This window comes from Stenotrophomonas sp. ZAC14A_NAIMI4_1 (genome assembly GCF_003086915.1).
Classification (GTDB): Bacteria; Pseudomonadota; Gammaproteobacteria; order Xanthomonadales; family Xanthomonadaceae; genus Stenotrophomonas.
The window spans coordinates 579,497-604,585 of the sequence record NZ_CP026002.1; the positions used below are offsets into that span (position 1 = coordinate 579,497).

The window sequence follows — 25,089 nt, forward strand, 5'->3', positions numbered from 1 at the left end:
TACGGTCCGGTACTTCCCTTATCATCGGCGCACATCCGATTGCATCGGCATTCTCCTCGCACCCGCCACCGGCGGTTGCGGCGGGCGTGCAGGACGATGCGCGGACCACGACGACCACAGGGGGTTGCGTTGATCAGCAGTACCGTCATTCATCGTTCGGCCGACGCAGGCACGGACGGCGTCCGCGTCCTGGACACCACGTTCAAGGAAAAGCGCGTCTTTGTTTCATGGGGCCTGCGTGGCGAGGATCTCAGCCGCGAGGCCGAGCCGGCCGAAACCGTTGCCGCTCGCCAAGCGTTGCAGCGCGAGTCGCGGCAGGTTGAAGGGCCTCGCAGCGGCGAAGTGTTCATTGCCAACCAGGCCGCCGCGGCCATCAGCGTGTACCGCCTGCTCAGCGAGGCGCGCAGTGGTGATGCCGTGTTCTTCCTGTGCGATTCGCCGGCGGTGGTCGAGTGGCTGGTGACCGCGCTGGAAATACGCGAAGGCTGAAATGCGGGGTCAGATCCCTTCGCCCAGCGAAGGGCTCTGACCCCAGGGTCATGCATCCGTGCGGGGTCAGAGCCCTTCGCGTTGCGAAGGGATCCGACCCCTACGCCAGTGCGGCATCCACGGCGGCGCGTGCGTGCAGGGTGGTGGTGTCGAACAGCGGCACCGGACTGTCCTGCTCACGTACCAGCAGCATGATCTCGGTGCAGCCCAGGATGATCGCCTCGGCGCCACGGGCGACCAGTCGCGCGATCACGTCCACGTACACCTGCCGCGAAGCTTCGCTGACCACGCCTGCAATCAGTTCGCGGTAGATGATGTCGTGCACGTCGCGGCGGTCGTCGGCGTCGGGCACCAGTACCTCCAGCCCGAAACGATCGCTCAGCCGCCCACGGTAGAAGTCCTCTTCCATGGTGAAGGCGGTGCCGAGCAGGCCGACCGTGCGCAGGCCCGCCTGCAGGATCGCCTGGGCGGTCGGGTCGGCAATATGCAGCAGCGGCAGCGGGCAGGCGGCTTCCATCTGCGGGGCCAGCTTGTGCATGGTGTTGGTGCAGACCACCAGCAGGTCGGCGCCACCGGCCTGCAGGCGGCGCGCGGCATCGATCATTTCCGTGCCCAGCGCGTCCCAGTCGCCGTCGTGCTGCAACTGCTTGATGTGGGCGAAATCCACCGACCACAGCAGCAGCTGCGCCGAATGCGCGCCCCCCAGTCGCTGGCGGACATCCTCGTTGATGAGGCGGTAGTACTGCGCCGAACTTTCCCAGCTCATGCCGCCGATCAGGCCCAGGGTCTTCATGCGTATCTCCATGCTGGAACCGCCATTCCAGCACAGACCGGTGGCCGCGTGCAGGGCGTCATCTGTAACCGTCATTCGTGGCCCGCGCTGTACGTACCGCGGTGCGCCGCCAGCCCGTAAGCTGGTGGGCTCCCCGCGTCGAGAACAACAATGGCCCTGCATACCTGGTGGTGGTTCCTGGCCACGGTCTTCGTGCTGTGCGGCACGCCGGGCCCGAACATGCTGCATATCCTGGGCCGCAGCGTCGGGCTGGGTTTCCGCCGCAGCGTGCCGGCCATGGCCGGCTGCCTGTTGGCCATGCTGCTGGTGCTGGTCGCTTCGGCTGCTGGCCTGAGCGCGTTGCTGCGCTCCTCGCCAATGTTGTTCGAAGTGCTGCGTTACCTGGGCGTGGCGTATCTGGCCTGGCTGGGCATCAAGGCCTGGCGCGACAGCTGCCGTCCTGTCGCGACGGGCACCGGAAGCGAGCCGCTGCTGGCGCCGGTGCACGGTGCGTGGTCGGTCTTCCGCGGTGGCCTGCTGGTCGGGCTGAGCAACCCGAAGCTGCTGCTGTTCGCCGCCGCATTCCTGCCGCAGTTCGTCGATCCCGCGCGTGCGCAGGGCCTGCAGTACACGGTGCTGGTGGCCACTTTCGCCGCGTGCGAACTGTTCTGGTACGTGATGTATGCCGCGGGCGGGCACAGCCTGCGCCGTTGGTTGGCCAAGCCCTTCGCGCAGCGCTGGTTCGAACGGCTGGTGGGCAGCGTGTTCCTCGCGTTCGCTGTCGCGCTGCTGCGCTTCCGCCCGCGCTGAACGTTCACGCCGCGCGCGCGGCGCACTCACGGCACCCGCATCGGCGCCTGCCTAACCTGATCTCACCGTTATTAGTCCCTGTGGGGAAAGGATCGACATGATCAAGTGGGCCATCATTTTTGCCGTCATCGGCCTCATTGCCGGCGTGCTCGGTTTCGGCGGCATCGCCGGTGCCGCAGTCGGCATCGCCAAGTTCCTGTTCTGGGCGGGCATCATCATCGCGGTGATCCTGTTCCTGATCGGCAGGAGCGTGGCCAAAAAGGTCGCCTGACAGCCTGCCCCAGGTGGCCGGCGGCAGCGCGCTCAGTGCGCGCTGCTTTTCGAGAACAGATTGATGACCAGCACACCCGCGCAGATCAGGCCGATGCCGATCAGCGCCGGCGTGTCCAGGCGCTGCTTGAACACCAGCAGGCCGATCAGCGAAATCAGCACGATGCCCACGCCGGACCAGATCGCATAGGCGATGCCGGTGGGGATCGATTTCATCGTGAGCGCCAGCAGGTAGAAGCACACGCCGTAGCAGGCCAGCGCACCCAGCGTGGGCGCGATCCGGCTCATCCCCTCGGACGCTTTCAGCAGCGAGGTGGCGATCACCTCCAGCGCGATGGCGGCGGCCAGGTAGGCATAAGGATTCATCGCGGGCTCCAGGTCAGCCGGGCATGCACAGTTTCAGAGCTTCGCCCGCCATGGCCAGCGCATTGCGCCGTTCTTCCTCATCCAGCGGGCGGCCATAGGCCGTAGCCCAGTAGCCGTCGGCAGCGCAGCGCGCCGCGTACAGTCGCGGGTCGGTGGCCTCGCCGGGGAACTCGGCCAGCATGCCGCGCATCCATTCGCGCCAGTGCGCCAGCATGGCCGGTTCCAGCAGGTTGGCCATGGTCAGGCCGATATCGTTGTCCTGGGTCTGCTGCAGCAGGTGGTTGAAGCTCACCTCGACGTAGGCACGGGTGAAGCAGCCATGGCCGGGCGGCGCCTGCAGCATGTGCGCGCGCAGGTCCTGCTCGAACGCAGAAACCAGCGCGGTCAGCGTTGCGTCCAGCAGCGCCTGTTTGCTGCTGAAGTGATGGAACAGGGCGCCCTTGCTGACGCCAGCGGCACGGGCGACGTCCTGCACGGTCAGCGCAGCAAGCCCGCCCTGGCCGATCACGCGGGCGGTCGCGTCGAGCAGGGCCTGGCGCACGGCTTCGGGCGCCTTGCGGCGGGTGAGGGTGGGGGATGCGGACATGAATGAAGGAAACCGACTGGACGGTATGATTGTAGCGCAGCCGCGGCTCAGTCCAGGTAGACCGAAAGTCCGCTGGCCATCTGCAGGTCCGGGCTGTCATCGTCCAGGCCGACGTCGAACGAGATATCCAGCTGGACGCCCGGACGCACCTGCCAGCTCAGGCCCGCCCCTGCCAGCGTCTGGTCGGGCGCATCGCTGACGTCGAAGAAGCCTGCTTCCAGATAGGTGGACACCGTCGGGGTGGCCTGCAGCGACAGGCTGGGCGCCCACGTGGTCGTGCGTTGGCCCGCGCCGCGCTGATGCTCGGCAAACAGCCCCAGGCTCCATCGATCGGTCAGGGTCTGCTCCACGCTGGCCGCGAGTGTGTACTGCCGGCCGTCGCTGAACGCTGCGTCGCCGCGCGCCACCACGGCCGTGGCCAGCACCGCCCATGCGGTCCGGTCATTGCTGCCGGGGCCGGCCCACTTCACGCCGACGCTGCTGTCGCCCGCCCCGCGCAGGCGGGTGTCCTCGCCATCTGGCGCGCGCAGGCGCTGGCGATTCCACGGTGTGCCCGACACCTGCAGTTCCAGGCCGGGCGCCAAGCCGGTGCGCAGCAGCGCATCGCCGGACAAGGTCGTGCTGCGCACGCCCTCGGCGTCGGTTTCTCGCAGGTAGGAAGGAAGCCCGAACTCCAGCGCGACGGCGCCACGGCCTACCGTGTCGGTGCTGAAGCCGAGGCCGGGCCGATCAAAGGCGGGCGGGGCGGACGGTGGCTCTGCCCATGCGGACAGGCAGGCCATGGAAAGCCCGAACAGAACGATGCACTGGCGCATGCTGGCCGACGAGCTCGAGGGGTGTTGCCGAGCATGCGCGGGCCGCGCGTCGGGGCGCCGTGAACGCGGGCGTCAGTCGTCGATGCGGGCGAAGCGCGGCTGCGGGCCGTGCTCGCCGGGCACCTGCTCGACGAACATGGCGTACGGGCGTACCCACAGGCCACCTTCGCCGTAGAGGGCGCGGTACAGCACCTGCGGTTGCAGGGTTTCGCTGCTGCGCACGATATCGATCACTTCGTACAGACCGCCCTTGAAATGGCGGTAACGGCCCGGCTCGAGGCGGGGCAGGGGGCTGAGGGCGGACATCCGGGAATTCTACTTCCGCGCGGGCGTGGGCGGCAGCGCGCACCAGGCATCAATGGCCTCGGCGGTGTTGGCCAGGCCCTGGGCCTGGGCCAGCTCCCATGGCCGCTCGCAGCGCCCGCTGCGCTGGCACCATTGGTAGCCGGCCGAACCGATGCAGCCGTGGGCGTCGCGATCACCGCCGACCGCGGGCGCGGCGGCGGCGGCATCCCGGGCGGGCGCGGGTTCGGGCTGTGCGCAGGCACTCAATGCCAGCACCAGCAGCACCGGCAGAAGGGCAGTCTTCATCGGCATGGCCTCGGGTCCGGAGGCCTCAGTGTCGGCGGCTTCCGCGCCGGCAACAAGCGCTCAGCTGATGCTGGCGCGGACCAGCTCCTCAAGCAGGATCAGATAGCTGGCCACGAAGTAGAACTTCAGCAAGGTCGAACGCTGCAGCGGAAGCGAGGTGCGCATGTGGAAGGGGCCCCTGTTAGTGACGACAGTGTGAAGCCAGCCTGACTTCGTGACAAGGGTCACGCAAATCCTTCACTAAACGGACTCATAGATGTGATGGGGGTGGCGTTCTGACAGCTCAGTGCGGATTTTTCGTACTTATCTGATAGGCCTCCCCTCACCGGCTGACTAGGGTGGATGGCATCAGCAGACGGCCTCTGGCCCCTGCGTCTTCCACCACAGGAGTCCGTCATGGTCATTACCGTCAAATGCAGTGCCGCCCAGTGGTCGCTGCTGGATCCCGCTGCGGGCAGCGCCGAAGCGTTCTGTTCGGGGGCTGCCGCCTTCGATACCGCCGTCGAGCGGGCCGGGGATCACTATCGCCGCACCGGGCAGGAAAGCATCGTGCGCGTGGAAGCGCTGGGCAACAGCATCGACGCCGTGCGTTTCCAGGCGGTGGCTGTCGCGCCGGTGCAGGTTACGGAGCTGCATCCTGCGCCAGCGGCGTGACGCCAGCCGCATCCCGGCTCAGCGCCGGGGTAATGAAACGCCAGAGCCACGCTCGGCTGACGGTCTTGGCGTGGACGTGTTCGATCCGCCCCGGCAGAGCCCTGTCCTGCAGCAGTCGCTGCGGGTCCTCGGCCAGCACCAGGATGAGCAGGTCGCGGCGCAGGCAGCAGATGCGCCGCAGCAGGGGAATGCCATCGCTTTGGCCAATGGTAGGCATGAAGGGGTCGATGACCAGCACTTTGCAGGTCGGGTCGGAAATCCGTGCCAGTACTTCCGACGGTGAGCGGGCTTCGCGGGGAGCCTGACCCTGCAGGTGCGGGAAAATGCCGAGGACGAGCTCGCTGCGGACCCAGGGGTTTGCATCTGCGATGACCAGGGCGTGGGCGTGGCCGTACAGCCTGGGGGTGATGGCAACGGGGCATTCCGGGGTAAACCGATCGTCGTTGGCGGCGGGTGTGGCGGACATGTGGGCGTAGTGGGTGATGCGCGAGAGACGGTTCGGTGTCCGCATGTGCAGGTATCCGGTTGCTGGTTCTCCATCTGCAATGAGTGCGCTGCTCAGGAAGGCCGAGATGCGTTGCGCTGGGACATGTCTCGCCGATTCCAGGGCGTTGGCCGATGGAACGCCGCGCTTGCTTACGCCCGGCAGACCTCAGGCAACAGACTTTTGTTGTAGATGTTGCTCGTGCAGCGCCACTCGCCGGTGTGTTCTCTAACGAGCGAGATCGTGTCTGGCGAGAGTGACCAAGCCAGCTCGCAGATGATTTCCACCCGTGTGGGGTAGTTGAAATCATCCAGCTCAGTTGTGATGCGCTCACAATTGGAGGTGCTGAGTTCAAGGCCGATGTTGGATGGCTGTATCGTTCGACCCGGTTCCCCTTCCGCAAACAGTACCTCGACACCCGCTTTGCCGGGTGCGATCTCCGCAAGTGCGGCGGAATACTTCGCCCTTGTTGCGAATTTCTGGTATTGCGGCAGCGCGATCATTCCCAGTATGGCAATGATTGCGACCACGACCATCAGCTCGATGAGTGAGAATCCGTGTTGGGACGGGACAGGTGATGTGCTGCGCGCTTCATGCTTGGTCGTCATGATGGACTCCTTCTTGCTGGCATGAGAGGAAGCAGGCGACGCACTTCCTTGTGCATAGCGCCGCCCCTGCATTCAAAGGATCAGACCTTGCAACCTTCCGGCAACACCGTCTGCTCATAGATCGAGCTTGAGCAAGTCCAGCGACCCTGCTCGCTCCGCTCCAGGCTCAACGTCTGGCTTTTGCCGTACGTTGCATCGTCCGTCAGGTGGCAAACCAGACTGCTCTCGCCGGTGTCACTTACGCTGACATCGAAACTTGTGCATCTCTGCGAGACCACCGGCATGCCAAGCGCTGCTGCATCGATACCTGTGAGCTTGGCACCCTCAGCGAGGAGTGCCTCAACGCCAACCTTGCCGCTCGCCAGTTCGGCAAGGGCAGCAGCCACCTTCGACTTGGTCGAGAACTTCTGGTACTGCGGCAGCGCAATCATCGCCAGGATGCCAATGATCGCCACGACCACCATCAGCTCAATGAGCGAGAAGCCTTTCTGTCGGGAGTTTATGCGGGGTGCGCGGTGTGCGCGGAAACGGGAGGTGTCCATTTTTCTTTCTCAGTGACGTGGGTTATTCATCGAAGTGGCCGCGATAATTCGTACTTCGTGGCGTGGCGATAGATAATCACGGGCGTCTTTCCGGGTATATTCAATTAATGGGAAAATTGGACTTCAATCTGCGAGCTGTTCCATTTTTCCCATTTGTTGAATCAATACGCCAACCAAGGTTGGCGCCTACCGGAATTGCGGATGGCAGGCTGCTGGCAGCAGTTGCGGGTCGAGTACTTCAGCTACACAGCGCCAGGTGCCTTGTGGCGAGCGTTGCAGTGCCAACGTGCCGCGCGCGAGGCCATTGCCGCGCAGTTCGCAGCGCAGTCGTGCGTGGCCGGTGTCGGGCAGCTGCATGTGCAGGCGCGCGCAGAACGCCGCGCTGGCGGGCAGGCCGAGATGTTGGTCGCTGATCCGCAGATCGCCCTCTGCGTAGCTGGCTTCCACGGCCTGGATCACTTCGCCAAGGTGGGCGACGGCGGCGTGCAGGTATTCGCGTTCGCTGTTTCCGCCGAGTGTTGGCGCAGCCAGGACGACGGCATAAACAGCAGTGATGGCCGCCGAAATGGCGATGGCCGCCCAGGGTCTGGCCCGGGGCGGCAGTACGATGTCCCTGTGTTCCGGAGAAGCTGCATGCATGGCAGTGGCTCTCCCTCCTGTGTTCCTTGGGAGGAAGGCATCCCAGTGCCGGGGCCGCTCCTCCAGCGGCCCCGGCACGCCTTCCCCATGCACGTTTGCGTGGCGCTTTACAGCGCCAACGAACTTTCCACATCCAGCACCATGCGGCGGGCGAGGGCGAGGTTCGCCTTCTGCCGGTCCAGCACGACGTAGAAGAACAGCCCCTTCTTGGCCGACACCGGGCGCAGCACGTGGTAGGCGCGGCCCAGGGTGATGAGGATGTCCTCGATGCTGTCGTTGAGGTTCAGGGCTTCGGCGGTTTTCATCTTGGCGCGCAGCACTTCGGTGTTGCCGGCGGCGGCCAGCTCCATGTCCACGCCCGAGCCGGCGTTGCCCAGCAGCATGCCGCTTTCGTAGTCGACCAGTGCAACGGCTTGTGCGCCGTTGATCTGCATGAGCGTGTCCAGGCATTTGTTGATGGCGGTATTCATTTCAGTCGTCCGTTGCGGGTGTTTGGAAGAAAAGAGTCGTCTGAGCAGTGAGAGCGACATGCATCAGTTCGTGTTGTCGGCCAGCGTGCGCACGCACTGCTTGGCATGCCACAGGGCGTTGCCGATGACGCAGCTGTGGTCGCATGCGGTCATCAGCAGCCGCGGCTGCGATCCGGGAATGGCCAGCATCAGCACCTTGCCGTCGGCGGCGTCGAGGATCAGCGTGTCCAGTTCGCCAAAGCGCAGCTCGCGCCCCAGCGCGCTGGCCAAGCCCAGCATCGAGCTGGTCATCGCGGCCAGGCGATCGGCCACGTTGCCTTTCGGCCCGGCCTGGGCGAGCGCGAAGCCGTCGGCGCTGGCAACCACGATGGCCTGGATGCCTGGGACGTCGCGCGCCAGTGCATTCAATGCCGGTGCGGCGTGCAGGGCGTCACTCATGTGCGGCCGCCATCGCATTGCATTCGATCTGGCTCATCAGCAGGTCCATGGCGGTGATGGCCTGCTTCATGTCACGCGGGTCCAGCGGCAAGGCCGGCAGGTGCGGCGCCTGCTCGCTCAACCACGCCTGCCAGTGCGGCAGGATCGGATCGTCGGTGCGGCCGCACTTGGTGATGCCGATGACCACCGGCAGGGTGGGCGCGTGCTCGGCGATGGCCTGCAGGTGCTGGCCGGCGAGTGTGGCGTTGACGCTCTTGCTGCCATCCACCAGCACGATGGCGCCCTCGGCACCTGCCAGCAGGATCGGCCAGATGTAGGAAAAGCGTTCCTGCCCGGGCGAGCCATACAGGCGCAGCCGGTCGCCGCCCGGCAGGTCGATGTCGCCGTAATCCATGGCAACGGTGGTGTATTCCTTGCCCACGCTGGGGTCGGTGTTGCGGGCTTCGGTCACCACGGCTTTGCCGTGGGTGAGGGTCTGCACCAGGGTGGATTTGCCCGCTCCCAGCGGGCCCATAACGACGATCTTGTGCTCACGCACGCTCATGCACTCCAGCGGATACGAAGTTGGCGCCACAGATTGACGAGGCCATCAGTGGGCGAGGGGCGGACCGGTGCATCGATGCCCATCACCGGGAAAGCGTAGGCAGTGAGGAAGGCGGCATTGAAGAACGACTGCACCTGGCGTTGCGGCAGGTCGAGGATGTCGCAGCACGCCTGGACGGAGGCGCCCTGTTTGATCAACAGTGCGCACAGGCGGAAGTGGTCGTGGCGGTGGGCGAGGATGCGGAAATCCGGCCAGCGGCGCAGGCGCAGCTTGGCGTCCATCTGCAGCGGCAGCATCAAGCGGTCCAGACGTGTTGCGGCCAGCGCGATGTTCCAGAGCGTGGGACGCAGCGCCAGGTTGCTGGACACGACCGCGCGCTGCTCGAACACCTCCTGCGTGACCGGTGCAAGGCTCAACGCCGGGTGCTCCTCGGCCAGCAGTTTCTGCAGCAGTGTCAGCGTGATCGGTGCAGGCGCCGTGGTCATCATGCGGTCGTTCTTCGCATCCAGCCAGCAGACGGCCGTGTCGTCATGGATGATGGCGGCATAGGCGGACCTGCGCGGCATCGAGGTGTCGTTTGCCAGATGGATGCGCAGCTGCTGCACGAAGGGCAGCGCCGCGGTCGGCAGCGTCGCCGCTGGCGTCGACAGAGGGGCAGGCCGTGCCTCGAGATCATCGAAAGGATGGCGGCGGAATCGGACCATGAGCATCGGGCGCCATGAGTGATTGGAGGTGGATATATAAGTCGGTTTCTGTTTTTGTTTCCATGAAACTATTGGGAAAGTTGCAGATGCACGCGGGGGTCATGCAATTAATGGGAAGCCGTGTATCAGCGCGGATTTGCGATGAGGAATTGCATTTAGCGTTGTTAAGTTGACGAAGCGTTCAAGGGTTATTAGCGTTTTCCGTGCGCACTGCGGCGTGACCATTTACAGGCAATCACCATGCTCACTCGAATCGCCATCGCGGATGACCATCCGCTGGTGCTGTTTGGCACCCGCCTTGTGATCGAGGCAGAGGGGCGGCACAGCGTTGTAGCCGAGGCGCAGTGTGCGGAGGAGCTGCTCGACCTGCTCGCTACTGAAGCTGTGGATCTGGTGGTGACCGACTTTTCGATGCCAGGTGGCAAGCGGCCGGACGGGCAGGCGATGCTGCAGGCGCTGCGTCGTAATCACCCCAGGATTCCCGTGGTCCTGGTCACGATGATCACTAATCCGACCACGCTCAACATGGCCATGCGGACCGGTGTGCGTGGGTTGGTCTACAAGGGCAGTGGCGTGGATGGACTTCGCAATGCGGTTGATTCGGTCATGGGCGGCGGGATCTACCTGGACTCCGAGCTTGCCCCCTGCCTGCAGGAGGCCGGGCGCCAGCGGACCCTGTCCGTGCTTTCGCCCAAGGAGCTGGAAGTGCTGCGGCTGTATGTATCCGGGCCGTCGATCACCGAGATCGCCGCACAGTTGCGGCGGACGGTCAGTACGATCAGCCGGCAGCGGATCTCGGCAATGCGCAAGCTGGGCATCAGCAATGACGCCGAGCTGTTCGCGTTTGCGTTCGAGGAAAAGCTGGGGGCGCCGCTGGCGATGGCGGCCGCGGGAGAGTGATCGCCGGCGGATGCTGATCGTTTCTGGTCAGGCCCGGTTGGGTTGCTTGAACGGAATGCCAACCATGTCATGCGGCCCCTCTGTGCGGCGCGCCCGGAATCTCCGATGCTTGCGCCATCGTATTCATCTGGAGATGTGGCAATGGGCAAGGGATCGGGCAGGGGACTGGGCTGGGGAACCGTGGCATGCCTCGTGCTGCCGATGCTGGCGGCTGCAGGTGCCGCGCAGGCGCAGAACCGTGGCTATGACGACCGCTACGACAACCGTGGCGGCGGAATCGTGCGCTGCGAATCGGTGAAGAACCGTAGCAACGAGTGCCGGCTGGACGGCCGCGCGCGCCTGATCCGCCAGTTGTCCGGCTCGCCGTGCGTGGAGGGACGTACTTGGGGCCAGTCGCGTGGTGGCGTGTGGGTGACCCAGGGCTGCCGTGCCGAGTTCGTGGGTGAATCCCGTGGCGGCTGGGGCCACGGCGGTGGTGGTTGGGGCGGCAACGGCGGCCAGGTGATCGCCTGCCATTCCAATGACCGCCGGCAGAAGTACTGCGATGCGCGCATCCGCCGCGACGTGCGCCTGGTGCGCCAGGAGTCGCGCAGCCCCTGCGTGGAAGGTCGTACCTGGGGTTGGGACCGCCGCGGTGTGTGGGTCAGCGATGGCTGCCGGGCCCAGTTCCAGATCAACTGACGGCAGTGGCCCTCAGATTCAGATTAATCTGATGGCGGTCACATTTCATTCCTCGTATCGTCGGCAACCGGGGGCAGTGCGCCTCCCGGTGTGCCCACCGTCATCGATACGCTGTTCAAGGAGTGAGCAACGCATGTTGATCCGTCTGCAATGTGAGCAGCGCCAGTGGCGCGTGCTGCACCCGGACAAGCCGGAACCGATCGAGTTCCGCGACGGTGTCCGCGCCTTCGATTTCGCCGAAACCCTCGCGCGCCTGCACTTCACCGATACCGGCCAGCGTGCGGCCGTGCGCGTGGAAGCCAGCGGCGCGTTTGTCGAGGCGATCAGCTACGGTTGAGCGCCACCGACGGGGTCGGATCCCTTTCCGCAGGAAAGGGCTCTGACCCCTTATCCACGCATGGCGTGGATCTACTGGTTTGGTGGGTGCGGACCGTTGGTCCGCACGGATGAACCCATCCACGAGGTTGGGGTCAGAGCCCTTTCTACGGAAAGGGATCCGACCCCTCATCCACGCGTGGCGTGGATCTACTGGTTTGGTGGATGCGGACCGTTGGTCCGCACGGATGAACCCATCCACGAGGTTGGGGTCGGATCCCTTTCCGCAGGAAAGGGCTCTGACCCCTTATCCACGCATGGCGTGGATCTACTCAGCTGGCCGCGCTCAGCGGCGGCGTACCGCTTTCCAGCTTCGGCCAACGCTTGAGCACCGCCGCGCGGATGCCCGCAGCGTCGATGCCGGCTTCCGCCAGCAGGTCTTCGCGGCTGGCGTGGTGCTGGAAGGCGTCCGGCAGGCCCAGGTGCAGGATCGGGCGCAGCACGTCCTCGGCGTTCAGCAGCTCGGCCACGGCCGAGCCGGCACCGCCAGCCACCACGTTGTCCTCGATGGTCACCAGGCCGTCGTGGCTGTTGGCCATGGCCAGCACCAGCTCGCGGTCCAGCGGCTTGATGAAGCGCATGTTGACCACGCTCAGGCCCAGCTCGCGGCCGACCTGTTCGGCAGCGCTGACGGTGCTGCCGAAGGCCAGCAGGGCGATGCGGTTGCCCTGCACGCGCAGCTCGCCCTTGCCGATCGGCAAGGTGGACAGGTCGTTGCCGGCATCCACGCCGGTGCCGGTGCCGCGCGGGTAGCGCACGGCGGCCGGGCCGGGGTGCTGCAGGCCGGTGCTCAGCATCTGCCGGCATTCGGCTTCGTTGGACGGTGCCATCACCACCATGTTCGGCACGCAGCGCAGGAAGCTCAGGTCCAGGTTGCCCGCGTGGGTCGCACCGTCCGGGCCGACCACGCCGGCGCGGTCGATCGCAAACAGCACGTCCAGGTCCTGGATGGCCACGTCATGCACCAGCTGGTCGTACGCGCGCTGCAGGAAGGTGGAGTAGATCGCCACGACCGGCTTGCCACCCTGGGTGGCCATGCCGGCGGCCAGGGTCACCGCGTGCTGCTCAGCGATGGCCACGTCGAAGTAGCGCTGCGGGTATTCCCTGCTGAAGCGCACCAGGCCGGAGCCCTCGCGCATCGCCGGGGTGATCGCACACATGCGCGGTTCGGCAGCGGCGGCATCGCACAGCCAATCGCTGAAGACGTCGGTATAGGTCGGCTTCTTGGCGCCGGTCTTGGCCACCAGGCCCTTGTCCGGATCGAACGGGCCCACCGCGTGGTAACCGATCTGGTCGCCTTCGGCCGGCTCGTAGCCCTTGCCCTTGGTGGTCATCACGTGCAGCAGCTTCGGGCCCTTGGAGGCGCGCAGCGTCTTCAGCGTGGACAGCAGGGCGGGCATGTCGTGGCCGTCGATCGGGCCGGTGTAGTGGAAGCCCATTTCCTCGAACATGGTGGACGGCACGAACATGCCCTTCCAGTGTTCTTCCCAGCGCTTGACGAAGCGGGCAGGGTTGTTCTTCTTGTCGCCGAGGATCTTCTTGCCGCCCTCGCGCAGCGCGTTGAGCGTGCGGCTGCCGGTGGCGCGGCCGAGCATCTTGGTCAGCCCGCCGACCGCCTCGGAGATCGACATGTTGTTGTCGTTGAGGATGACCAGCAGGTTCGGTTCCGGGTCCATGCCGCCGGCGTGCATCAGCGCTTCGAAGGCCATGCCGGCGGTCATCGCGCCGTCGCCGATGACGGCCACGACCTTGCGGTCATCACCCTGCGACTGGCGCGCGATGGCCATGCCCAGCGCAGCCGAGATCGAAGTGGAGGAATGGCCGACGCCGAAGGTGTCGTATTCGCTTTCCTCGCGCTTGGGGAACGGCGCAACGCCGTCCTTCTGCTTGACGGTGTGGATCTCGTCGCGGCGGCCGGTGAGGATCTTGTGCGGGTACGTCTGGTGGCCGACGTCCCAGACCAGCTGGTCGTGCGGGGTCTGGTAGAGGTAGTGCAGGGCCACGGTGAGTTCGATCACGCCCAGGCCGGCGGCGAAGTGACCGCCGCTCTTGCCCACCGACTCGATCAGGTAGGCGCGCAGTTCATCGGCGACCGCGCGCATTTCGGATTCGTCGAACGTACGCAGGTCATCGGGCGTCTGGATGCGCGCGAGGCGGGGATAGCGGGCAGAGTCGATCATCGTGTTCGCACTTATTCTGAACGCCCATTTTCGCCCTCAATCGGGGGTGGGGCAAGCAAACGCCGCCGCCCGTGACAGGACGGTGAGGGTTGCCGGTGCCGGTGTTCAGGTGCTGAGCTTGGATCGCTTGGGCAACTGCGCCTTCAGGAAGGCCATCTGGTCGGCCAGGATGTTGCGGTTGGAGAGGATCAGGTGCTCGATCCAGCTGGGCCGGTAGGGGATGGCCAGCAGGGGCATGTTGGCCTGCTGCGGGGTGCGGTTGCTCTTGCGCGAGTTGCACTGGAAGCAGGCCGTCACCACGTTTTCCCAGCAATCCAGGCCGCCCTTGGACAGGGGCATGACGTGGTCGCGGGTGAGGGTGGGGCGGTTGAACTGCTGGCCGCAGTACAGGCAGAGGTGGGCGTCGCGGGCGAACAGCGCCGGGTTGGTCAGGTTCGGCGTGGGGTCCGGTGCGCGCGAGCGGGCATGGCCGCGGGCGGCGATGATCGGGTGCAGGTCCATGCCGCTCTGCAGGCCGCTGAGGCGGTTGGTGCCGCCGTGGATGTGCAGGCAGGGGTCGCCCAGGGTCCAGGAGACCGCGTTGCGGGCGTAGAGACAGGCTGCGTCCTGCCAGGTGATCCAATCCAGGACGCGTCCGTGGGCGTCAAGCGAGAGCAGGCGGACGGTGCCGGGGCGATGCAGCGGGCTGGCATTGGGCGATGACGCGGCGCCCGGAGCAGAAATCGAGGCTCCGGCTTCGATCAGACCCAAGCGTGTAGTGTCTGTCTCCATCGGGAGAACAGCTTATACCCGAATCATTGCGATTTGTGTATCGCCCGTGGGCGATACACAAATCGCAGGATTCGGGTCCGCGCATTCTTCCTATCCCCCGCGCCGTTGGCGCGCCCCCCTTAACAAAGGGGGGCTCTCCTCCAGATACATGGCGGGGGTCTGGGACCCTTATCCACGCGTGGCGTGGATCTACCAGCCGCGGGACTCTTTCAGAGGCGGGGCGGCGTGGCCTTGCAGGACCGTTGGCGCCATGGATGGCGCCATCGAGCCCCCAAGGACGGGTTTACGGCGTGTCCTGCAAGGTCACACCGCCCCGCCATCCGCCAGTAAGCCAGTTGTTGCCGTTGACGTTGCCTCTGCGGGTGCCGGGCGCAGCCCGGCTCAGGCGCCGAAGCGCTCGTCGTCCATGGCCATCAGTGGGGCGGCGCCGGCCTGCATGGCGGCGGCGTGGGCGAGGGTGCGCGGCAGGACGCGGGCGAAGTAGAAGCGGGCGGTTTCGCGCTTGCCCTGGGCGAAGGCGGCGCCGTGTGCGCTGGCGTCGGCGGCAGCCACGCTGCGGGCCCACCAGTAGGCCAGCACCACGTAACCCGAGTAGAACAGGTAGTCGTAGCTGGCTGCGCCCAGTTCGTCCGGGTTGGCGGCGGCGCGCTTGAGCACGTCCATCGTCAGCCTGCCCCACTCGGCTGCCTTGGCCTGCAGCGGGCCGATGAACTCGGCCAGCGCCTCGTTGCCTTCGTGTTCCTTGGCGAAGGCTTCGATCTCGGCCAGCATCAGCTTCAGGCCGGCGCCCTGGCTGGAGGCGGTCTTGCGGCCGATCAGGTCCAGCGCCTGGATGCCGGTGGTGCCTTCATACAGCGTGGTGATGCGTGCATCGCGCGCCAGCTGCTCCATGCCGTGCTCGCGGATGTAGCCGTGGCCACCGAAGCACTGCAGGGCGTTGTAGGTGTTCTCGATGCCCCATTCGGTCTGGCAGGCCTTGGAGATCGGGGTGAGGAAGCTGACCAGGGTGTCGGCGCGCTCACGCTCGGCGGCGTCGCCGGCGCTGTGTGCCACGTCGATGAGGGTGGCCGCGTGCAGGGCCAGCAGGCGGCTGCCTTCGACCAGCGACTTGATGGTCAGCAGCATGCGGCGCACGTCCGGGTGGACCAGGATCGGGTCGGCGGCCTTCTCCGGGAACTTGGCGCCGCTCAGCGCGCGCGACTGCAGGCGCTCGCGGCTGTACTTCAGCGCGTTCTGGTAGGCACGCTCGGACAGGCCGATGCCCTGCAGGCCGACGCCCAGGCGTGCGGTGTTCATCATGGTGAACATCGCCTGCAGGCCCTTGTGCGGCTGGCCGACCAGGTAGCCCTGCGCACCGTCGAAGTTCATCACGCAGGTGACCGAACCCTTGATGCCCATCTTGTGCTCGATCGAGCCGCAGCGCAGTGCGTTGCGCTCGCCGACGTTGCCGTCGCGGTCGACCTTGAACTTGGGGGTGACGAACAGCGAGATGCCCTTGGCGCCCGGCGGGGCGTCGGGCAGCTTGGCCAGCACCAGGTGCACGATGTTCCCGGTCAAGTCGTGCTCGCCGGCGGTGATGAAGATCTTGGTGCCGGTGATTGCGTAGCTGCCGTCGGCATTCGGCTCGGCCTTGGTCTTCAGCAGGCCCAGGTCGGTACCGCAATGCGGTTCGGTCAGGCACATGGTGCCGGTCCAGCGGCCTTCGATCAGCGGCTTGAGGAAGGCGTCGTGCTGCCACGCCTCGCCGTGCTGCTTCAGGGCCTCGATGGCGCCATGGGAGAGCAGGGGGAAGTTGCCCCAGGCCAGGTTGGCCGCGTTGATCATTTCGTTCAGCGGCACGCCCAGGGTGTGCGGCAGGCCCTGGCCACCCAGTTCCGGTGCGGCGGTCAGGCCGGTCCAGCCGCCATCGACGAACTGGTCGTAGGCCTGCTTGAAGCCGGGCGGGGTGGTCACTTCACCGGTGGCCTGGTCGAGCACGCAGCCGATTTCGTCGCCCACGCTGTTGAGCGGGGCCAGCACGCTGGCACTGAAGCGGCCGGCTTCTTCCAGCACGGCATCGACCACGTCGGCGGTGGCGTCGGTGAAGCCCAGGCGGGCGAACAGCGGTTCCACCTTGAGCACGTCGTGCAGGGCGAAACGGAGGTCGGAAAGCGGGGCGGTGTAGCTGCTCATCGGTGACGTCTCGATCAGGACAAAAGGGCGCGGCAGGCGATGCCGCGGCGAAAGGGGGATCTCAGCGCAGCACGCCGGGCAGGCCGGGGGCCTGGTTGAGGGTGCTGCGGCCGCTGATGTCGAAGCTGCGCTGCTTCTTTTCCTGCGGCGTGGCGGCCACCGTGCCCTTCAGCCCATAGGCCAGGGTGCGGTTGCCGGCCAGGGCGTCGGCCACCACCAGGCGCGCGCCGGAGCTGGGCACCAGGTCGAGGTTGATGACGTCGGCCGAGGTGCCGCCGATGGAGATGGCCGGCTTGGCCTGCAGGGTGCCTGCTTCGGTGTCGCCGACGGTCAGGGTCAGCGACACATCGTCGAAGGTCATGGGCATCGAGCTGTAGTTCTGCAGGCGCAGGGCGACGGTCCAGTTGCCGTCGGCGCGCACGGTGAGCTGCTGCAGGCTGGCCGCCGGTTCCGAAACACGCTTGACGATGCCATCGCTGCAAGCAGCCAGGGCCAGGGTGCACAGGACGATCAAGGCGAAACGGAAACGGTGGAGCATGGGCGCAGGTCCTTTGTAGGGGGTGCGTGGGATAAGCATACTACGGCGTATGGTGGAATGGATCGCCCATGGCGACCCGTCGCAGAGGGTAGCGCGTGAGCATGACCGGCAGGCGTGCGCAGGACGCTGCCAAGGGCGCGCCCGGGATGCTGGAGGGGTTGGGGTTCAGTCGGCCGGCGCGGGCGTCGGCGCGGGATCGCGCAGCGGGGCCATCACCCGCAGGGGCGCCAGGTCGTACCCCATCGCTTCGGCTTTGGCCTTGAGCTGCTCGAACAGGGCGCGGTCCATGCCGGGCAGGCGCGAGAGGATCCACAGGTAGCGGCGGTCGGGTTCGCCGACCACGGCCCACTGGTAGTCCGGGTCCAGCGCGATCACCCAGTAGTCGGCCCAGACCAGCGGCACCCAGCTCAGCCAGTCGGGGGCGAAGCGCACCTGCAGCTGGCCGGGCTGGCCTTCCACCGGGCGTGCCACGCCATCTGCGGCGATGCGCTCTCCGCTCTGCACGCGGCAGGCGTTGCTGACGCTGATGCGGCCGTCGCGGCGCAGGCTGTACGTCGCCGTGATATCGCCGACGCACTTTTTCTGGAAGGAGACGGGGAGGTGTGCGATCTCATGCCACTGGCCGGCATAGCGATCGATATCCAGCGCCTGGACCGACTGCACGTTGGCGGCGCCGGCGTGGGCGGTGGCGATCAGCAGGCAGGGCAGCAGCGCGTGGCGCAGTCGCATGGGACGTCTCCGGTCGAGACGTCGAGAGTAGGCGACTGGACGCTGGACCGGGCGTGAAAACCATCGTTCAGGTTCCAGCGGTCGCGCGAAGCGGCAAAAAAAAAGACCTGCATTTCTGCAGGTCTTCAAACTGGTGGCCGAGGACGGAATCGAACCGCCGACACGGGGATTTTCAATCCCCTGCTCTACCAACTGAGCTACTCGGCCAGTCTGGTTGGCCAACCGCGCGAACGCAGTGGCCGGAAAAAAAAGACCTGCATTTCTGCAGGCCTTCGAAAGTGGTGGCCGAGGACGGAATCGAACCGCCGACACGGGGATTTTCAATCCCCTGCTCTACCAACTGAGCTACTCGGCCACTTGTTTCGTTGCAGCGAGGTCGCTGCCAAGGACGCGCATATTACGGAGGTCGACTGCGTTCGGCAAGCGTTTTGGCAAAAAACCTTCACATTGCCGTCTGCGCGCGCGCAAGTGCTTGATCCTCGGTGCTCAGCAGGCGGCCGCAGTGGGTAGCGCGGGGCCGCGCCCCGCGAGCGCGCAGCGCGGCGCCGTTGGCATTTCGCCGGGCATGGCCCTGCGCTACCTGTACAGGCCAATGCGACTCACGGCGCGAAACGTACCTGCCGTGGGTCGCTGACGCTGATCTGCGTCTGGTAGTAGTACTTGCCGCTGGGCTGGCCGTTGCCGTCGATGAAATCGATGCGGACCTGGCGCGCGGTGCCACGCACCAGCAGGCGGCGGTTCTGCAGGTGGTCCAGCTTCAGGCCCAGCGCGCTTTCCAGCCCCGGCCGCAGGGCCGAGTCCAGGTTGAGGGTGATGTTCAGCGGGTGCCGGTAGTCGCGTTCGCTGTTGAGGTAGATGCGGCGATTGTCGTTGCCGATGGCCTGCACGGTCATGGCGAAGATGCCGGAAATGCCGCGTGCCGGATCGTCCTGTGCGGCGCGCACGGCTTCGTAGTTGCCGATGTAGCCGGGCATCGGCGGCGGCGCAGCGGCCAGGCGGTGGGCACAGCCGGTCGTGAGCAGCAGCGGGGCCAGCAGTGCGGCCAGCAGGGTGGGGCGGTACATGGCGCTTCCTTGTGCGTCGGTGATGTGCCGATTCTGGCCGCGCGAGCGTTGCAGCTACAAGCGCACTGTCCATCCCTCCCGCCGATGGGTCATGCTGCACGCTTGTCGCATCGACCAGGGAAGGACATGCCGAAGACCGCCGACGTTCATGCCATCGACTGGGCAACGCTGCAGGGTGCCTACGGCAACGCGTCTGAAGCGGGCGCACTGCTGGCATCGATGATGGACCCGCAGCACCAGCAGGACTGGAACGACATCTGGTCGCACCTGTGCCACCAGGGCACGGTCTATTCGGCCAGCCACGCGGCGCTGCCGGTGCTGCTGTCGATCGCGCGGCAGACCGGGCGCAGCGACCGTTGCCGCATGGCGATGTCATCCAGGCGTTGCGCAGCAAGGTGAACAAGCGCCTGCAAGGCACCGGCAAGGATGCGGTGCCGCTGTCCGACGATGGTCACGGTGAACGTGGCTGGCTGCGCCAGGCCTGGCTGGGCCTGAGTGGCGAGAAGGCCTGGTCGCAGCATCTGGACCGGCTTGCCGAAGGCGAGATCGTAGGCGAGTGCGTAGCGTGTTCGGCCGACCTGTACTGCACGCTGGATGCGGAAGCGCCGTACGTGTGCCATGAGGATCCGGTGTTCGGCGCGCCGTCGGCGACGACGGCACTGCTGCCGGGCGAACCGGTGGGCGTGGCCGAGCAATGGCTGATGCACCAGGTGCGCGACGATGGCGACCAGCGCGCCGAGCAGTTGCTGGCGCTGGCGTTCGGTCATTCCACCTGCAGCGCCTGCGGGCATCCCTTCGCCGTGCGCGAATGCGTGCAGGCCTGAACCTCACGTCACCCTGCACGCGGTGCTCGCGGCGGCCTGACCCGCGCATCACCGGCGCGCGTCTAGCGTGCGTTGACCGGGCCGGCCTGTTGCCGGCTGGAGCGCCCCCATGAACGACAAGCAGAACCCCAACCAGCAGCAGGCCCGCGAGGGTGCCCAGGAAAGCCGCCAGGATCGCCGGCAGGATGAGGTGGCAAAGCAGCGGCCGGGCCAGAACGACCAGCAGGTGCATGACGCGCATTCGCGCCGGCCGCAGCGCAAGGATGGCGGCCAGGACCCGGCCTGAGCGCGCCGGTGGCCGCTGGCGCCCGGCCTATGGCTGCGCCAGCAGTGCCGACACTTCGCGGATGCGCAGGTCGAGAAAGCGTGCGTCGCGCGCGGAGATGAGGCTCGAACGAACGTACGCTTCGTAGTTCTCCCCGGCGCATCCGCCCCCCGACAGGCAGACGGACGCCATCAGCGGTGAGCCGCTGCTGCAGTCATACCCCATGCGGCAGCCGACGATGCTCCACGCATGGCCCGAAATCGGATCGGAAGAGAGGTCCGCGTATCGGCCCGTGGCGCTGACGCCTGTGGGGTACGCCACCAGGTCGCCAAGCCGGAACACGGCGGCCGGGTCTTTCGATCTTGCAACATCGTCCATCAGGCGCGTGTAGGCGGCCGCGTCCGGTTTCTCACCGTTGAGCAACAGCAGCCGGACCTGGGCGGCGAGGTCGCCGCGGGTGGCTGCAGACTCAAGCCAGGCGCGGATGGCCTCGATCGGGATGATCTGGCCGCCGTCGACCTTCGCGCACAACGCCGCGGTGGAACGGGCAGTGCGCATCATTTCTGCCGTCTCCTCCGGGTACCGGCTGTGGCGGGCCATGACTTCGTAGCCCGGCAGGTAGTTTTCTGGTGCGATGTTGGCCGCGAAGCAGCGCTCGTAGAGTTCAGCCAGTTCACGCTGGGAAACCGCGTCCCCTGACTGCGCCCGTGCCTTGAGATCGCCGAACGCTAATGCCTGCGGGCGCGGCGGAGCGGCTGGCGCAGGGCCGGCAGCGTGCAGGCCTGGCGCGGCGGGCGCTTTCAGGGAGGCGTGGTCCGCAGCGGGCGGGTCACCGGCGGCGGTGCTGTGGTCACGGCCGTCGCCCGACCAGATGGCGTAGGCCCCGATGGCCAAGAGGGCAATCGCAGCAATCAGCGTCCGTGCGTTTTTCCCGATCACCCGCGTGTCCTCGTGGCCGATTCCGTTGCCAACCGTGCAACAAAAAAGGCCGGAAACCCTGCTGTTTCAGGACTTCCGGCCTTCTGCGTGCGTTGCCGCACTGAATAGTGGTGGAGCCAAGGAGGATCGAACTCCTGACCTCGTCATTGCGAACGACGCGCTCTCCCAGCTGAGCTATGGCCCCACGGCTGGGATCCAGTGTAGCGCCGCCCCCCGGGCTTGCCAAGCGGCGGCCCGGGGACGGCGGCTGACGGGGATCGGTGGCCGTCCCCAGCCGCTTCAACCCATGGCTTGGCGCAGCAGGGCACCGGCGCGCTGTACCGCCACGCCGGTGGAAGCGGCGACCCCCTGCAGGTGGATGCAGGCGTGGATCATCCCGGGCAGGCGCTCGAGCGTGCAGTCGATGCCCGCGGCCTGCAGGCGCTGCGCGTACTGTTCGGCCTCATCCCGCAGCGGATCATGCTCGCAGCTGAGCACCGAGGCCGGCGACAGTCCGCGCAAATCGCTGGCGAGGGCTGGCGAGGCCAGTACGGGCGGCGGGTCCATAGCGCCCAGATAGGCCCGCCAGCAGCGCTGCATCAGTTCGGCGCTGAGGTAGTAGCCACTGGCGTAGTCGCGGTAGGAGGCGCTCCCCATGCAGGCATCAAGCGCCGGGTACAGAAGCAGCTGGTGGCGTGGCTGCGGCAACCCGAGATCGCGCAGCAGCAGGCAGCAGGCAGCTGCGAGGTTGCCACCGGCGCTGTCGCCACCGATGGCCAGGCGCTGCGGATCCAGGCCCATTTGCACGGCGTTGGCCTGCAGCCATTGCCAGGCATCGGCGACGTCGTGCAGCGGCACGGGGAACGGGTGTTCCGGTGCCAGCCGGTAGCCGACAGCGACGATCACGCAGCCACTGGCATTGGCCAGTGCGCGGCAGGGGTTGTCATAGACCGCCAGCGAACACTGGAACCAGCCGCCGCCGTGGGCGAACAGCAGCGCCGGCAGCGGTCCCGCCGGCAGTCCTTCCGGCGTGTAGACACGCACCCGCAGTGGATGTCCGTCGCGTGCGGTCAGCGTGTGCTCGATCACGCGCGCAACGGCCTGCGGCGTGCCCTGCAGCTGCGGCAGTGCCTCCTCGCTGATCACGCGCAGTTGTCGCAGATCCTCCGGCAGCGGATGGGCGGCGATCGTATCGACGAACGTCTGGAGCGCCGGTTCAAGCTGCATGTCGTACCTCCTGCAGGAACGGCAGCAGCTGGGCCAGGAAGGCCTGCGGTGCTTCCTCCATGATGAAGTGGCCGCAGCCAGGCACCACGCTGCCACGTACGTCATCGGCATGTGGCTGCAAGGTCAGCATCGGCGCATCGCCGGTGGCATGCTCGGCGCCGATGGCCAGTACAGGCATCGGCAGGCGCTGCTGCGCGCGGAGCTTGTTCTGGCGGATCGTTTCCGGAATCGCGCGGTACCAGGCGAAGCCGGCGCGCAATGCACCGGGGCGACTGTAGGCAGCGATGTAGGTGTCTGCGGCCACCGCATCGCGCCGATACGACCAGCGATCAAACATGAATTCCAGGTAGGCGCGTTCGCGGCCGCTGATCAGTGCTTCGGGCAGGTCGGCGACCTGGTTGAACATGAAGTGCCAGAGGAAGATGTTGTCAGCCGGCGCGGCGAAGATGCCCGGTTCCGGGGCGAGGCCCGGAATCACCGCCTCGGTGACGGCCAGCTGGCGCACGGCCTGCGGCTGGTCGCTTGCCAGTGCATAGGCGATCCACATGCCGATGTCATGGCCCACCACCTGGTATCGGTCGTGACCCAGCGCCAGCATGGTCTGGTGCAGGACGGCGGCGGCACTGCCGGTGTCGTAGCCGTGGGTGGGGCGATCGGATTCGCCGATGCCCGGCGGATCGACGGCAATGGCTTCGAAGCCGGCCTCGGCCAAGGCATGCAGCACGTGGCGCCAGGCGTACCAGGTCTGCGGCCAGCCGGGGATGAGCAGCACCGGCTCACCGTGGCCGGCGGACACGCAATGCACGCGTTGGCCGTCGATGCGCAGGTAGTGGTGGCGCAGGGAAACGTCGCCGGCGGTGCCAGCGGGGAGGGAAGACGTCATGGGGTAGTGCTCCGGTAGGGCTCAGGCAATGCCGAGCATCTGCTGCATCTGTGCGGTGCTGATCGGTGCACCGGCGAAGTCGTCGAAGATCTTGTCAGTGACCGGAATGATGTGATCGCGGATGAACGCAGCGCCCTCGCGTGCACCGGCTTCCTGGTCCTTCAGGCAGCACTCCCATTCCAGCGTTGCCCAGCCCGCGTAGTCGTACTGGGCCAGCTTGGAGAAGATCGACTTGAAATCGACCTGGCCATCGCCCAGCGAGCGGAAGCGTCCGGCGCGTTCGGTCCAATCGGCGTATCCGCCGTAGATGCCCTGGCGGCCATTCGGGCGGAACTCCGCATCCTTGACGTGGAACATGCGGATCAGCGGGTGATAGATGTCCAGGTACTGCAGGTAATCCAGCTGCTGCAGCACGAAGTGGCTGGGATCGAACAGGATGCGGCAGCGTTCATGCTGGCCGACACGTTCGAAGAAGCGCTCGAAGCTGGTGCCGTCATGCAGGTCCTCGCTGGGGTGGATCTCGTAACAGAGATTGATGCCGTTGTCCTCGCAGGAATCGAGGATCGGCCGCCAGCGGCGTGCCAGTTCATCGAACGCCGCGTCGATCAGGCCGGGCGGGCGCTGCGGAAACGGGAACAGGTAGGGCCAAGCGAACGAGCCGGAGAAGGTACCCATGTCCTGCAGGCCCAGCCGGCGCGAGGCACGGGCGGCCAGGTGCAGCTGTTGCTGCGCCCATTCGCTGCGCGCCTTCGGATTGCCACGCAGTGCCTGCGGTGCAAAGCCATCGCAGAGTTCGTCGTAGGCCGGGTGCACGGCGACCAGCTGGCCGAGGATGTGGGTGGTCAGTTCGCTGATCTGCAGGCCGTGCTCGGCCAGGGTGCCACGTACGTCGTCGCAGTAGTCCTGGCTGTCGGCAGCCGTGGCGAGGTCGAACAGGCGTGCATCCCAGGCAGGAACCTGCAGCGCCTTGAAGCCGTGGCCGGCGGCCCACGCAGCGATGCCGGCGAGGCTGTTGAAGGGGGCCTGGTCGCTGGCGAACTGCGCCAGGTGCAGGCTGGGGCCCTTGAGGGTCTGCATGTGTTGCTCCAATTGTTTGTCGAGCGACAAAGAATAGGTTCCTCCCTCGCGGCGGTCAACACCCGCGTTACACTGCGCGCCTCACTGGAGCAGGCAGGCTGATGGCAGGGCGACCGCGCGAATTCGACAGGGACCAGGCGTTGCGCAAGGCGATGCTGCTGTTCTGGCAGCACGGCTACGAAGGCACCTCGATGTCGGCGCTGGTCGAGGCCCTGGGCATCGCCTCGGCACGCATCTATGCCGCGTTCGGCAGCAAGGAGCAGCTGTTCCGCGAAGCGGTTGCGCTGTACGAGGACGGCGAGGGTGGTTTTGCGCCGCGCGCGCTGGAGCAGGCGACGTTGCGCGAGGCAATCGGCACCATGCTGCGCGAAGCGGTACTGGCCTACACCCGGCGCGGGCGCCCACACGGTTGCCTGGTGGTGTCTTCGGCCAGCAGCGTGTCGCCCGAAGGCGAGGGCGTGCAGGATTGGCTGGCCAGCCACCGCCGCCAGCGGACGGTGGAGATCATCGCGCGCCTGCAGCAGGCCCAGGCCGCAGGCGAGTTGCCTGCTGGTACCGGGGTGCAGGCGCTGGGCGATCTTTTCGCCGCGCTTCTGCATGGCATTTCGGTACAGGCGCGGGACGGTGTCAGCCGCGAACGCCTGCTCGCACTGGTCGAGGCCAGCCTTTCTCTGTTGCCTGGACCGGAAGCCAGCAACTGAAG

The 25,089-nt window shown here is 66.5% G+C and carries 35 protein-coding genes and 3 tRNA genes; 11 read left to right on the top strand and 27 right to left on the bottom strand.

Features of this window, described 5'->3' with window-relative positions:
• Positions 1-96: 96 nt before the first annotated feature.
• Positions 97-489: a hypothetical protein gene (locus C1926_RS02530; protein ID WP_108747073.1), complete on the top strand. Its 393-nt coding sequence runs from the start codon at positions 97-99 to the stop codon at positions 487-489.
• A 100-nt stretch (positions 490-589) separates the two neighbouring features.
• On the opposite strand, the gene C1926_RS02535 is transcribed toward C1926_RS02530, so the two are convergent.
• Entirely contained in the window at positions 590-1,282 is a 693-nt protein-coding gene (locus C1926_RS02535; RefSeq protein WP_108758150.1) for an aspartate/glutamate racemase family protein, read from the bottom strand.
• Positions 1,283-1,432: 150 nt separating this feature from the next.
• Here C1926_RS02535 and C1926_RS02540 point away from each other — a divergent pair, with 150 nt between their 5' ends.
• Both C1926_RS02540 and C1926_RS02545 read left to right on the top strand, forming a co-directional pair.
• On the top strand, positions 1,433-2,071 hold the full coding sequence (locus C1926_RS02540) for a LysE family translocator (protein ID WP_108758151.1): 639 nt from the start codon (positions 1,433-1,435) through the stop codon (positions 2,069-2,071).
• Between the two features lie 97 nt (positions 2,072-2,168).
• Positions 2,169-2,342 (top strand): DUF1328 domain-containing protein, encoded by a 174-nt coding sequence (locus tag C1926_RS02545; protein WP_108758152.1) that lies wholly within the window; start codon positions 2,169-2,171, stop codon positions 2,340-2,342.
• A gap of 32 nt (positions 2,343-2,374) precedes the next feature.
• Here the strand turns inward: C1926_RS02545 and C1926_RS02550 are convergent, their stop codons facing one another.
• From C1926_RS02550 to C1926_RS02570, 5 genes are all read right to left on the bottom strand, one after another.
• On the bottom strand, positions 2,375-2,707 hold the full coding sequence (locus C1926_RS02550; protein WP_108758153.1) for an SMR family transporter: 333 nt from the start codon (positions 2,705-2,707) through the stop codon (positions 2,375-2,377).
• A gap of 13 nt (positions 2,708-2,720) precedes the next feature.
• Positions 2,721-3,293 carry a TetR/AcrR family transcriptional regulator gene (locus C1926_RS02555; RefSeq protein ID WP_108758154.1) on the bottom strand — a complete coding sequence of 191 codons (573 nt, stop codon included), beginning with the start codon at positions 3,291-3,293 and terminating at the stop codon, positions 2,721-2,723.
• Between the two features lie 47 nt (positions 3,294-3,340).
• On the bottom strand, positions 3,341-4,108 hold the full coding sequence (locus C1926_RS02560) for a transporter (protein WP_108758155.1): 768 nt from the start codon (positions 4,106-4,108) through the stop codon (positions 3,341-3,343).
• Between the two features lie 72 nt (positions 4,109-4,180).
• Positions 4,181-4,414: a DUF1653 domain-containing protein gene (locus C1926_RS02565; RefSeq protein WP_108758156.1), complete on the bottom strand. Its 234-nt coding sequence runs from the start codon at positions 4,412-4,414 to the stop codon at positions 4,181-4,183.
• 9 nt (positions 4,415-4,423) lie between these two features.
• A complete protein-coding gene (locus C1926_RS02570) occupies positions 4,424-4,699 on the bottom strand; it encodes a hypothetical protein (protein ID WP_108760612.1) in 276 nt (91 codons plus the stop codon).
• 396 nt (positions 4,700-5,095) lie between these two features.
• Here C1926_RS02570 and C1926_RS02575 point away from each other — a divergent pair, with 396 nt between their 5' ends.
• Positions 5,096-5,353: a hypothetical protein gene (locus C1926_RS02575; protein WP_108758157.1), complete on the top strand. Its 258-nt coding sequence runs from the start codon at positions 5,096-5,098 to the stop codon at positions 5,351-5,353.
• On the opposite strand, the gene C1926_RS02580 is transcribed toward C1926_RS02575, so the two are convergent.
• From C1926_RS02580 to C1926_RS02615, 8 genes are all read right to left on the bottom strand, one after another.
• The gene (locus C1926_RS02580) at positions 5,322-5,864 is read right to left on the bottom strand and encodes a response regulator transcription factor (RefSeq protein WP_108758158.1); all 543 of its coding nucleotides are present in this window, start codon (positions 5,862-5,864) and stop codon (positions 5,322-5,324) included. The genes C1926_RS02575 and C1926_RS02580 overlap by 32 nt on opposite strands.
• Before the next feature lie 125 nt (positions 5,865-5,989).
• The gene (locus C1926_RS02585; protein WP_108758159.1) at positions 5,990-6,445 is read right to left on the bottom strand and encodes a pilin; all 456 of its coding nucleotides are present in this window, start codon (positions 6,443-6,445) and stop codon (positions 5,990-5,992) included.
• Positions 6,446-6,525: 80 nt separating this feature from the next.
• Positions 6,526-6,987 carry a pilin gene (locus C1926_RS02590; RefSeq protein WP_108758160.1) on the bottom strand — a complete coding sequence of 154 codons (462 nt, stop codon included), beginning with the start codon at positions 6,985-6,987 and terminating at the stop codon, positions 6,526-6,528.
• A gap of 186 nt (positions 6,988-7,173) precedes the next feature.
• Positions 7,174-7,626 carry a pilin gene (locus C1926_RS02595; protein WP_108758161.1) on the bottom strand — a complete coding sequence of 151 codons (453 nt, stop codon included), beginning with the start codon at positions 7,624-7,626 and terminating at the stop codon, positions 7,174-7,176.
• A gap of 107 nt (positions 7,627-7,733) precedes the next feature.
• Positions 7,734-8,060, bottom strand: coding sequence for a hypothetical protein (locus tag C1926_RS02600; protein ID WP_200734558.1), 327 nt, complete (start codon positions 8,058-8,060; stop codon positions 7,734-7,736).
• A gap of 99 nt (positions 8,061-8,159) precedes the next feature.
• Entirely contained in the window at positions 8,160-8,534 is a 375-nt protein-coding gene (locus C1926_RS02605) for a roadblock/LC7 domain-containing protein (protein ID WP_108758162.1), read from the bottom strand.
• Positions 8,527-9,078, bottom strand: a complete 552-nt coding sequence (locus C1926_RS02610; RefSeq protein WP_108758163.1) for a GTP-binding protein — start codon at positions 9,076-9,078, stop codon at positions 8,527-8,529. Before C1926_RS02610 ends, C1926_RS02605 begins: the two co-directional genes overlap by 8 nt.
• The gene (locus C1926_RS02615; protein WP_254057359.1) at positions 9,075-9,782 is read right to left on the bottom strand and encodes a hypothetical protein; all 708 of its coding nucleotides are present in this window, start codon (positions 9,780-9,782) and stop codon (positions 9,075-9,077) included. The genes C1926_RS02610 and C1926_RS02615 overlap by 4 nt, the downstream gene beginning before the upstream one ends.
• Before the next feature lie 240 nt (positions 9,783-10,022).
• On the opposite strand from C1926_RS02615, the gene C1926_RS02620 reads away from it, so the two are divergent.
• From C1926_RS02620 to C1926_RS02630, 3 genes are all read left to right on the top strand, one after another.
• Positions 10,023-10,682, top strand: coding sequence for a response regulator transcription factor (locus C1926_RS02620; RefSeq protein WP_108758164.1), 660 nt, complete (start codon positions 10,023-10,025; stop codon positions 10,680-10,682).
• Between the two features lie 141 nt (positions 10,683-10,823).
• Entirely contained in the window at positions 10,824-11,363 is a 540-nt protein-coding gene (locus tag C1926_RS02625) for a DUF3011 domain-containing protein (RefSeq protein ID WP_108758165.1), read from the top strand.
• A 133-nt stretch (positions 11,364-11,496) separates the two neighbouring features.
• On the top strand, positions 11,497-11,700 hold the full coding sequence (locus C1926_RS02630; protein ID WP_079222567.1) for a hypothetical protein: 204 nt from the start codon (positions 11,497-11,499) through the stop codon (positions 11,698-11,700).
• Between the two features lie 310 nt (positions 11,701-12,010).
• Here C1926_RS02630 and dxs read toward each other — a convergent pair whose 3' ends face one another.
• The 8 genes from dxs to C1926_RS02670 form a co-directional block, all read right to left on the bottom strand.
• Positions 12,011-13,918, bottom strand: coding sequence for a 1-deoxy-D-xylulose-5-phosphate synthase (dxs, locus tag C1926_RS02635; protein WP_108758166.1), 1,908 nt, complete (start codon positions 13,916-13,918; stop codon positions 12,011-12,013).
• Positions 13,919-14,023: 105 nt separating this feature from the next.
• Positions 14,024-14,689 carry an HNH endonuclease gene (locus C1926_RS02640; protein WP_079222565.1) on the bottom strand — a complete coding sequence of 222 codons (666 nt, stop codon included), beginning with the start codon at positions 14,687-14,689 and terminating at the stop codon, positions 14,024-14,026.
• 381 nt (positions 14,690-15,070) lie between these two features.
• Complete coding sequence (locus tag C1926_RS02645) at positions 15,071-16,861, bottom strand: acyl-CoA dehydrogenase C-terminal domain-containing protein (RefSeq protein WP_108758167.1); 1,791 nt, start codon at positions 16,859-16,861, stop codon at positions 15,071-15,073.
• A 61-nt stretch (positions 16,862-16,922) separates the two neighbouring features.
• A complete protein-coding gene (locus tag C1926_RS02650) occupies positions 16,923-17,399 on the bottom strand; it encodes an LEA type 2 family protein (RefSeq protein WP_108747063.1) in 477 nt (158 codons plus the stop codon).
• A gap of 165 nt (positions 17,400-17,564) precedes the next feature.
• Complete coding sequence (locus tag C1926_RS02655; protein ID WP_108758168.1) at positions 17,565-18,128, bottom strand: lipocalin family protein; 564 nt, start codon at positions 18,126-18,128, stop codon at positions 17,565-17,567.
• Positions 18,129-18,259: 131 nt separating this feature from the next.
• Positions 18,260-18,335 (bottom strand) — tRNA-Phe (locus tag C1926_RS02660).
• A 72-nt stretch (positions 18,336-18,407) separates the two neighbouring features.
• Positions 18,408-18,483, bottom strand: a tRNA-Phe gene (locus C1926_RS02665).
• 244 nt (positions 18,484-18,727) lie between these two features.
• On the bottom strand, positions 18,728-19,192 hold the full coding sequence (locus tag C1926_RS02670) for a hypothetical protein (protein WP_108758169.1): 465 nt from the start codon (positions 19,190-19,192) through the stop codon (positions 18,728-18,730).
• 126 nt (positions 19,193-19,318) lie between these two features.
• On the opposite strand from C1926_RS02670, the gene C1926_RS02675 reads away from it, so the two are divergent.
• The 3 genes from C1926_RS02675 to C1926_RS21650 all read left to right on the top strand — a co-directional run bounded on the left by C1926_RS02675 (position 19,319) and on the right by C1926_RS21650 (position 20,302).
• Positions 19,319-19,591 (top strand): hypothetical protein, encoded by a 273-nt coding sequence (locus C1926_RS02675; RefSeq protein ID WP_108758170.1) that lies wholly within the window; start codon positions 19,319-19,321, stop codon positions 19,589-19,591.
• Entirely contained in the window at positions 19,588-20,016 is a 429-nt protein-coding gene (locus C1926_RS02680) for a hypothetical protein (RefSeq protein ID WP_159095024.1), read from the top strand. The genes C1926_RS02675 and C1926_RS02680 overlap by 4 nt, the downstream gene beginning before the upstream one ends.
• 109 nt (positions 20,017-20,125) lie before the next feature.
• Positions 20,126-20,302, top strand: a complete 177-nt coding sequence (locus C1926_RS21650) for a hypothetical protein (protein WP_174214073.1) — start codon at positions 20,126-20,128, stop codon at positions 20,300-20,302.
• A 27-nt stretch (positions 20,303-20,329) separates the two neighbouring features.
• Here the strand turns inward: C1926_RS21650 and C1926_RS02685 are convergent, their stop codons facing one another.
• The 5 genes from C1926_RS02685 to C1926_RS02705 form a co-directional block, all read right to left on the bottom strand.
• Positions 20,330-21,220 (bottom strand): hypothetical protein, encoded by an 891-nt coding sequence (locus C1926_RS02685; protein WP_108758172.1) that lies wholly within the window; start codon positions 21,218-21,220, stop codon positions 20,330-20,332.
• A 108-nt stretch (positions 21,221-21,328) separates the two neighbouring features.
• Positions 21,329-21,404: transfer RNA gene (locus tag C1926_RS02690), tRNA-Ala, on the bottom strand.
• 95 nt (positions 21,405-21,499) lie between these two features.
• Positions 21,500-22,426 carry an alpha/beta hydrolase gene (locus tag C1926_RS02695; RefSeq protein ID WP_108758173.1) on the bottom strand — a complete coding sequence of 309 codons (927 nt, stop codon included), beginning with the start codon at positions 22,424-22,426 and terminating at the stop codon, positions 21,500-21,502.
• A complete protein-coding gene (locus tag C1926_RS02700) occupies positions 22,416-23,309 on the bottom strand; it encodes an alpha/beta hydrolase (RefSeq protein ID WP_108758174.1) in 894 nt (297 codons plus the stop codon). Before C1926_RS02700 ends, C1926_RS02695 begins: the two co-directional genes overlap by 11 nt.
• A gap of 21 nt (positions 23,310-23,330) precedes the next feature.
• Positions 23,331-24,386 (bottom strand): sugar phosphate isomerase/epimerase family protein, encoded by a 1,056-nt coding sequence (locus tag C1926_RS02705; protein ID WP_108758175.1) that lies wholly within the window; start codon positions 24,384-24,386, stop codon positions 23,331-23,333.
• A gap of 101 nt (positions 24,387-24,487) precedes the next feature.
• Between C1926_RS02705 and C1926_RS02710 the strand changes: the two genes are divergently transcribed.
• A complete protein-coding gene (locus tag C1926_RS02710; RefSeq protein ID WP_108758176.1) occupies positions 24,488-25,087 on the top strand; it encodes a TetR/AcrR family transcriptional regulator in 600 nt (199 codons plus the stop codon).
• The last annotated feature ends 2 nt before the right edge of the window (positions 25,088-25,089 follow it).

Coding starts and splice junctions, on each gene's coding strand:
- C1926_RS02570 (WP_108760612.1), bottom strand. CDS start 4,699: ATGAAGACTGCCCTTCTGCCGGTGCTGCTGGTGCTGGCATTGAGTGCC.
- C1926_RS02615 (WP_254057359.1), bottom strand. CDS start 9,782: ATGGTCCGATTCCGCCGCCATCCTTTCGATGATCTCGAGGCACGGCCT.
- C1926_RS02535 (WP_108758150.1), bottom strand. CDS start 1,282: ATGAAGACCCTGGGCCTGATCGGCGGCATGAGCTGGGAAAGTTCGGCG.
- C1926_RS02560 (WP_108758155.1), bottom strand. CDS start 4,108: ATGCGCCAGTGCATCGTTCTGTTCGGGCTTTCCATGGCCTGCCTGTCC.
- C1926_RS02670 (WP_108758169.1), bottom strand. CDS start 19,192: ATGTACCGCCCCACCCTGCTGGCCGCACTGCTGGCCCCGCTGCTGCTC.
- C1926_RS02695 (WP_108758173.1), bottom strand. CDS start 22,426: ATGCAGCTTGAACCGGCGCTCCAGACGTTCGTCGATACGATCGCCGCC.
- C1926_RS02625 (WP_108758165.1), top strand. CDS start 10,824: ATGGGCAAGGGATCGGGCAGGGGACTGGGCTGGGGAACCGTGGCATGC.
- C1926_RS02605 (WP_108758162.1), bottom strand. CDS start 8,534: ATGAGTGACGCCCTGCACGCCGCACCGGCATTGAATGCACTGGCGCGC.
- C1926_RS02675 (WP_108758170.1), top strand. CDS start 19,319: ATGCCGAAGACCGCCGACGTTCATGCCATCGACTGGGCAACGCTGCAG.
- C1926_RS02700 (WP_108758174.1), bottom strand. CDS start 23,309: ATGACGTCTTCCCTCCCCGCTGGCACCGCCGGCGACGTTTCCCTGCGC.
- C1926_RS02540 (WP_108758151.1), top strand. CDS start 1,433: ATGGCCCTGCATACCTGGTGGTGGTTCCTGGCCACGGTCTTCGTGCTG.
- C1926_RS02705 (WP_108758175.1), bottom strand. CDS start 24,386: ATGCAGACCCTCAAGGGCCCCAGCCTGCACCTGGCGCAGTTCGCCAGC.
- C1926_RS02530 (WP_108747073.1), top strand. CDS start 97: ATGCGCGGACCACGACGACCACAGGGGGTTGCGTTGATCAGCAGTACC.
- C1926_RS02565 (WP_108758156.1), bottom strand. CDS start 4,414: ATGTCCGCCCTCAGCCCCCTGCCCCGCCTCGAGCCGGGCCGTTACCGC.
- C1926_RS02580 (WP_108758158.1), bottom strand. CDS start 5,864: ATGCGGACACCGAACCGTCTCTCGCGCATCACCCACTACGCCCACATG.
- C1926_RS02590 (WP_108758160.1), bottom strand. CDS start 6,987: ATGGACACCTCCCGTTTCCGCGCACACCGCGCACCCCGCATAAACTCC.
- C1926_RS02550 (WP_108758153.1), bottom strand. CDS start 2,707: ATGAATCCTTATGCCTACCTGGCCGCCGCCATCGCGCTGGAGGTGATC.
- C1926_RS02710 (WP_108758176.1), top strand. CDS start 24,488: ATGGCAGGGCGACCGCGCGAATTCGACAGGGACCAGGCGTTGCGCAAG.
- C1926_RS02545 (WP_108758152.1), top strand. CDS start 2,169: ATGATCAAGTGGGCCATCATTTTTGCCGTCATCGGCCTCATTGCCGGC.
- C1926_RS02595 (WP_108758161.1), bottom strand. CDS start 7,626: ATGCATGCAGCTTCTCCGGAACACAGGGACATCGTACTGCCGCCCCGG.
- C1926_RS02575 (WP_108758157.1), top strand. CDS start 5,096: ATGGTCATTACCGTCAAATGCAGTGCCGCCCAGTGGTCGCTGCTGGAT.
- C1926_RS02640 (WP_079222565.1), bottom strand. CDS start 14,689: ATGGAGACAGACACTACACGCTTGGGTCTGATCGAAGCCGGAGCCTCG.
- C1926_RS02555 (WP_108758154.1), bottom strand. CDS start 3,293: ATGTCCGCATCCCCCACCCTCACCCGCCGCAAGGCGCCCGAAGCCGTG.
- C1926_RS02610 (WP_108758163.1), bottom strand. CDS start 9,078: ATGAGCGTGCGTGAGCACAAGATCGTCGTTATGGGCCCGCTGGGAGCG.
- C1926_RS02620 (WP_108758164.1), top strand. CDS start 10,023: ATGCTCACTCGAATCGCCATCGCGGATGACCATCCGCTGGTGCTGTTT.
- C1926_RS02600 (WP_200734558.1), bottom strand. CDS start 8,060: ATGCAGATCAACGGCGCACAAGCCGTTGCACTGGTCGACTACGAAAGC.
- C1926_RS02585 (WP_108758159.1), bottom strand. CDS start 6,445: ATGACGACCAAGCATGAAGCGCGCAGCACATCACCTGTCCCGTCCCAA.
- C1926_RS02655 (WP_108758168.1), bottom strand. CDS start 18,128: ATGCGACTGCGCCACGCGCTGCTGCCCTGCCTGCTGATCGCCACCGCC.
- C1926_RS02645 (WP_108758167.1), bottom strand. CDS start 16,861: ATGAGCAGCTACACCGCCCCGCTTTCCGACCTCCGTTTCGCCCTGCAC.
- dxs (WP_108758166.1), bottom strand. CDS start 13,918: ATGATCGACTCTGCCCGCTATCCCCGCCTCGCGCGCATCCAGACGCCC.
- C1926_RS02630 (WP_079222567.1), top strand. CDS start 11,497: ATGTTGATCCGTCTGCAATGTGAGCAGCGCCAGTGGCGCGTGCTGCAC.
- C1926_RS02650 (WP_108747063.1), bottom strand. CDS start 17,399: ATGCTCCACCGTTTCCGTTTCGCCTTGATCGTCCTGTGCACCCTGGCC.
- C1926_RS21650 (WP_174214073.1), top strand. CDS start 20,126: ATGAACGACAAGCAGAACCCCAACCAGCAGCAGGCCCGCGAGGGTGCC.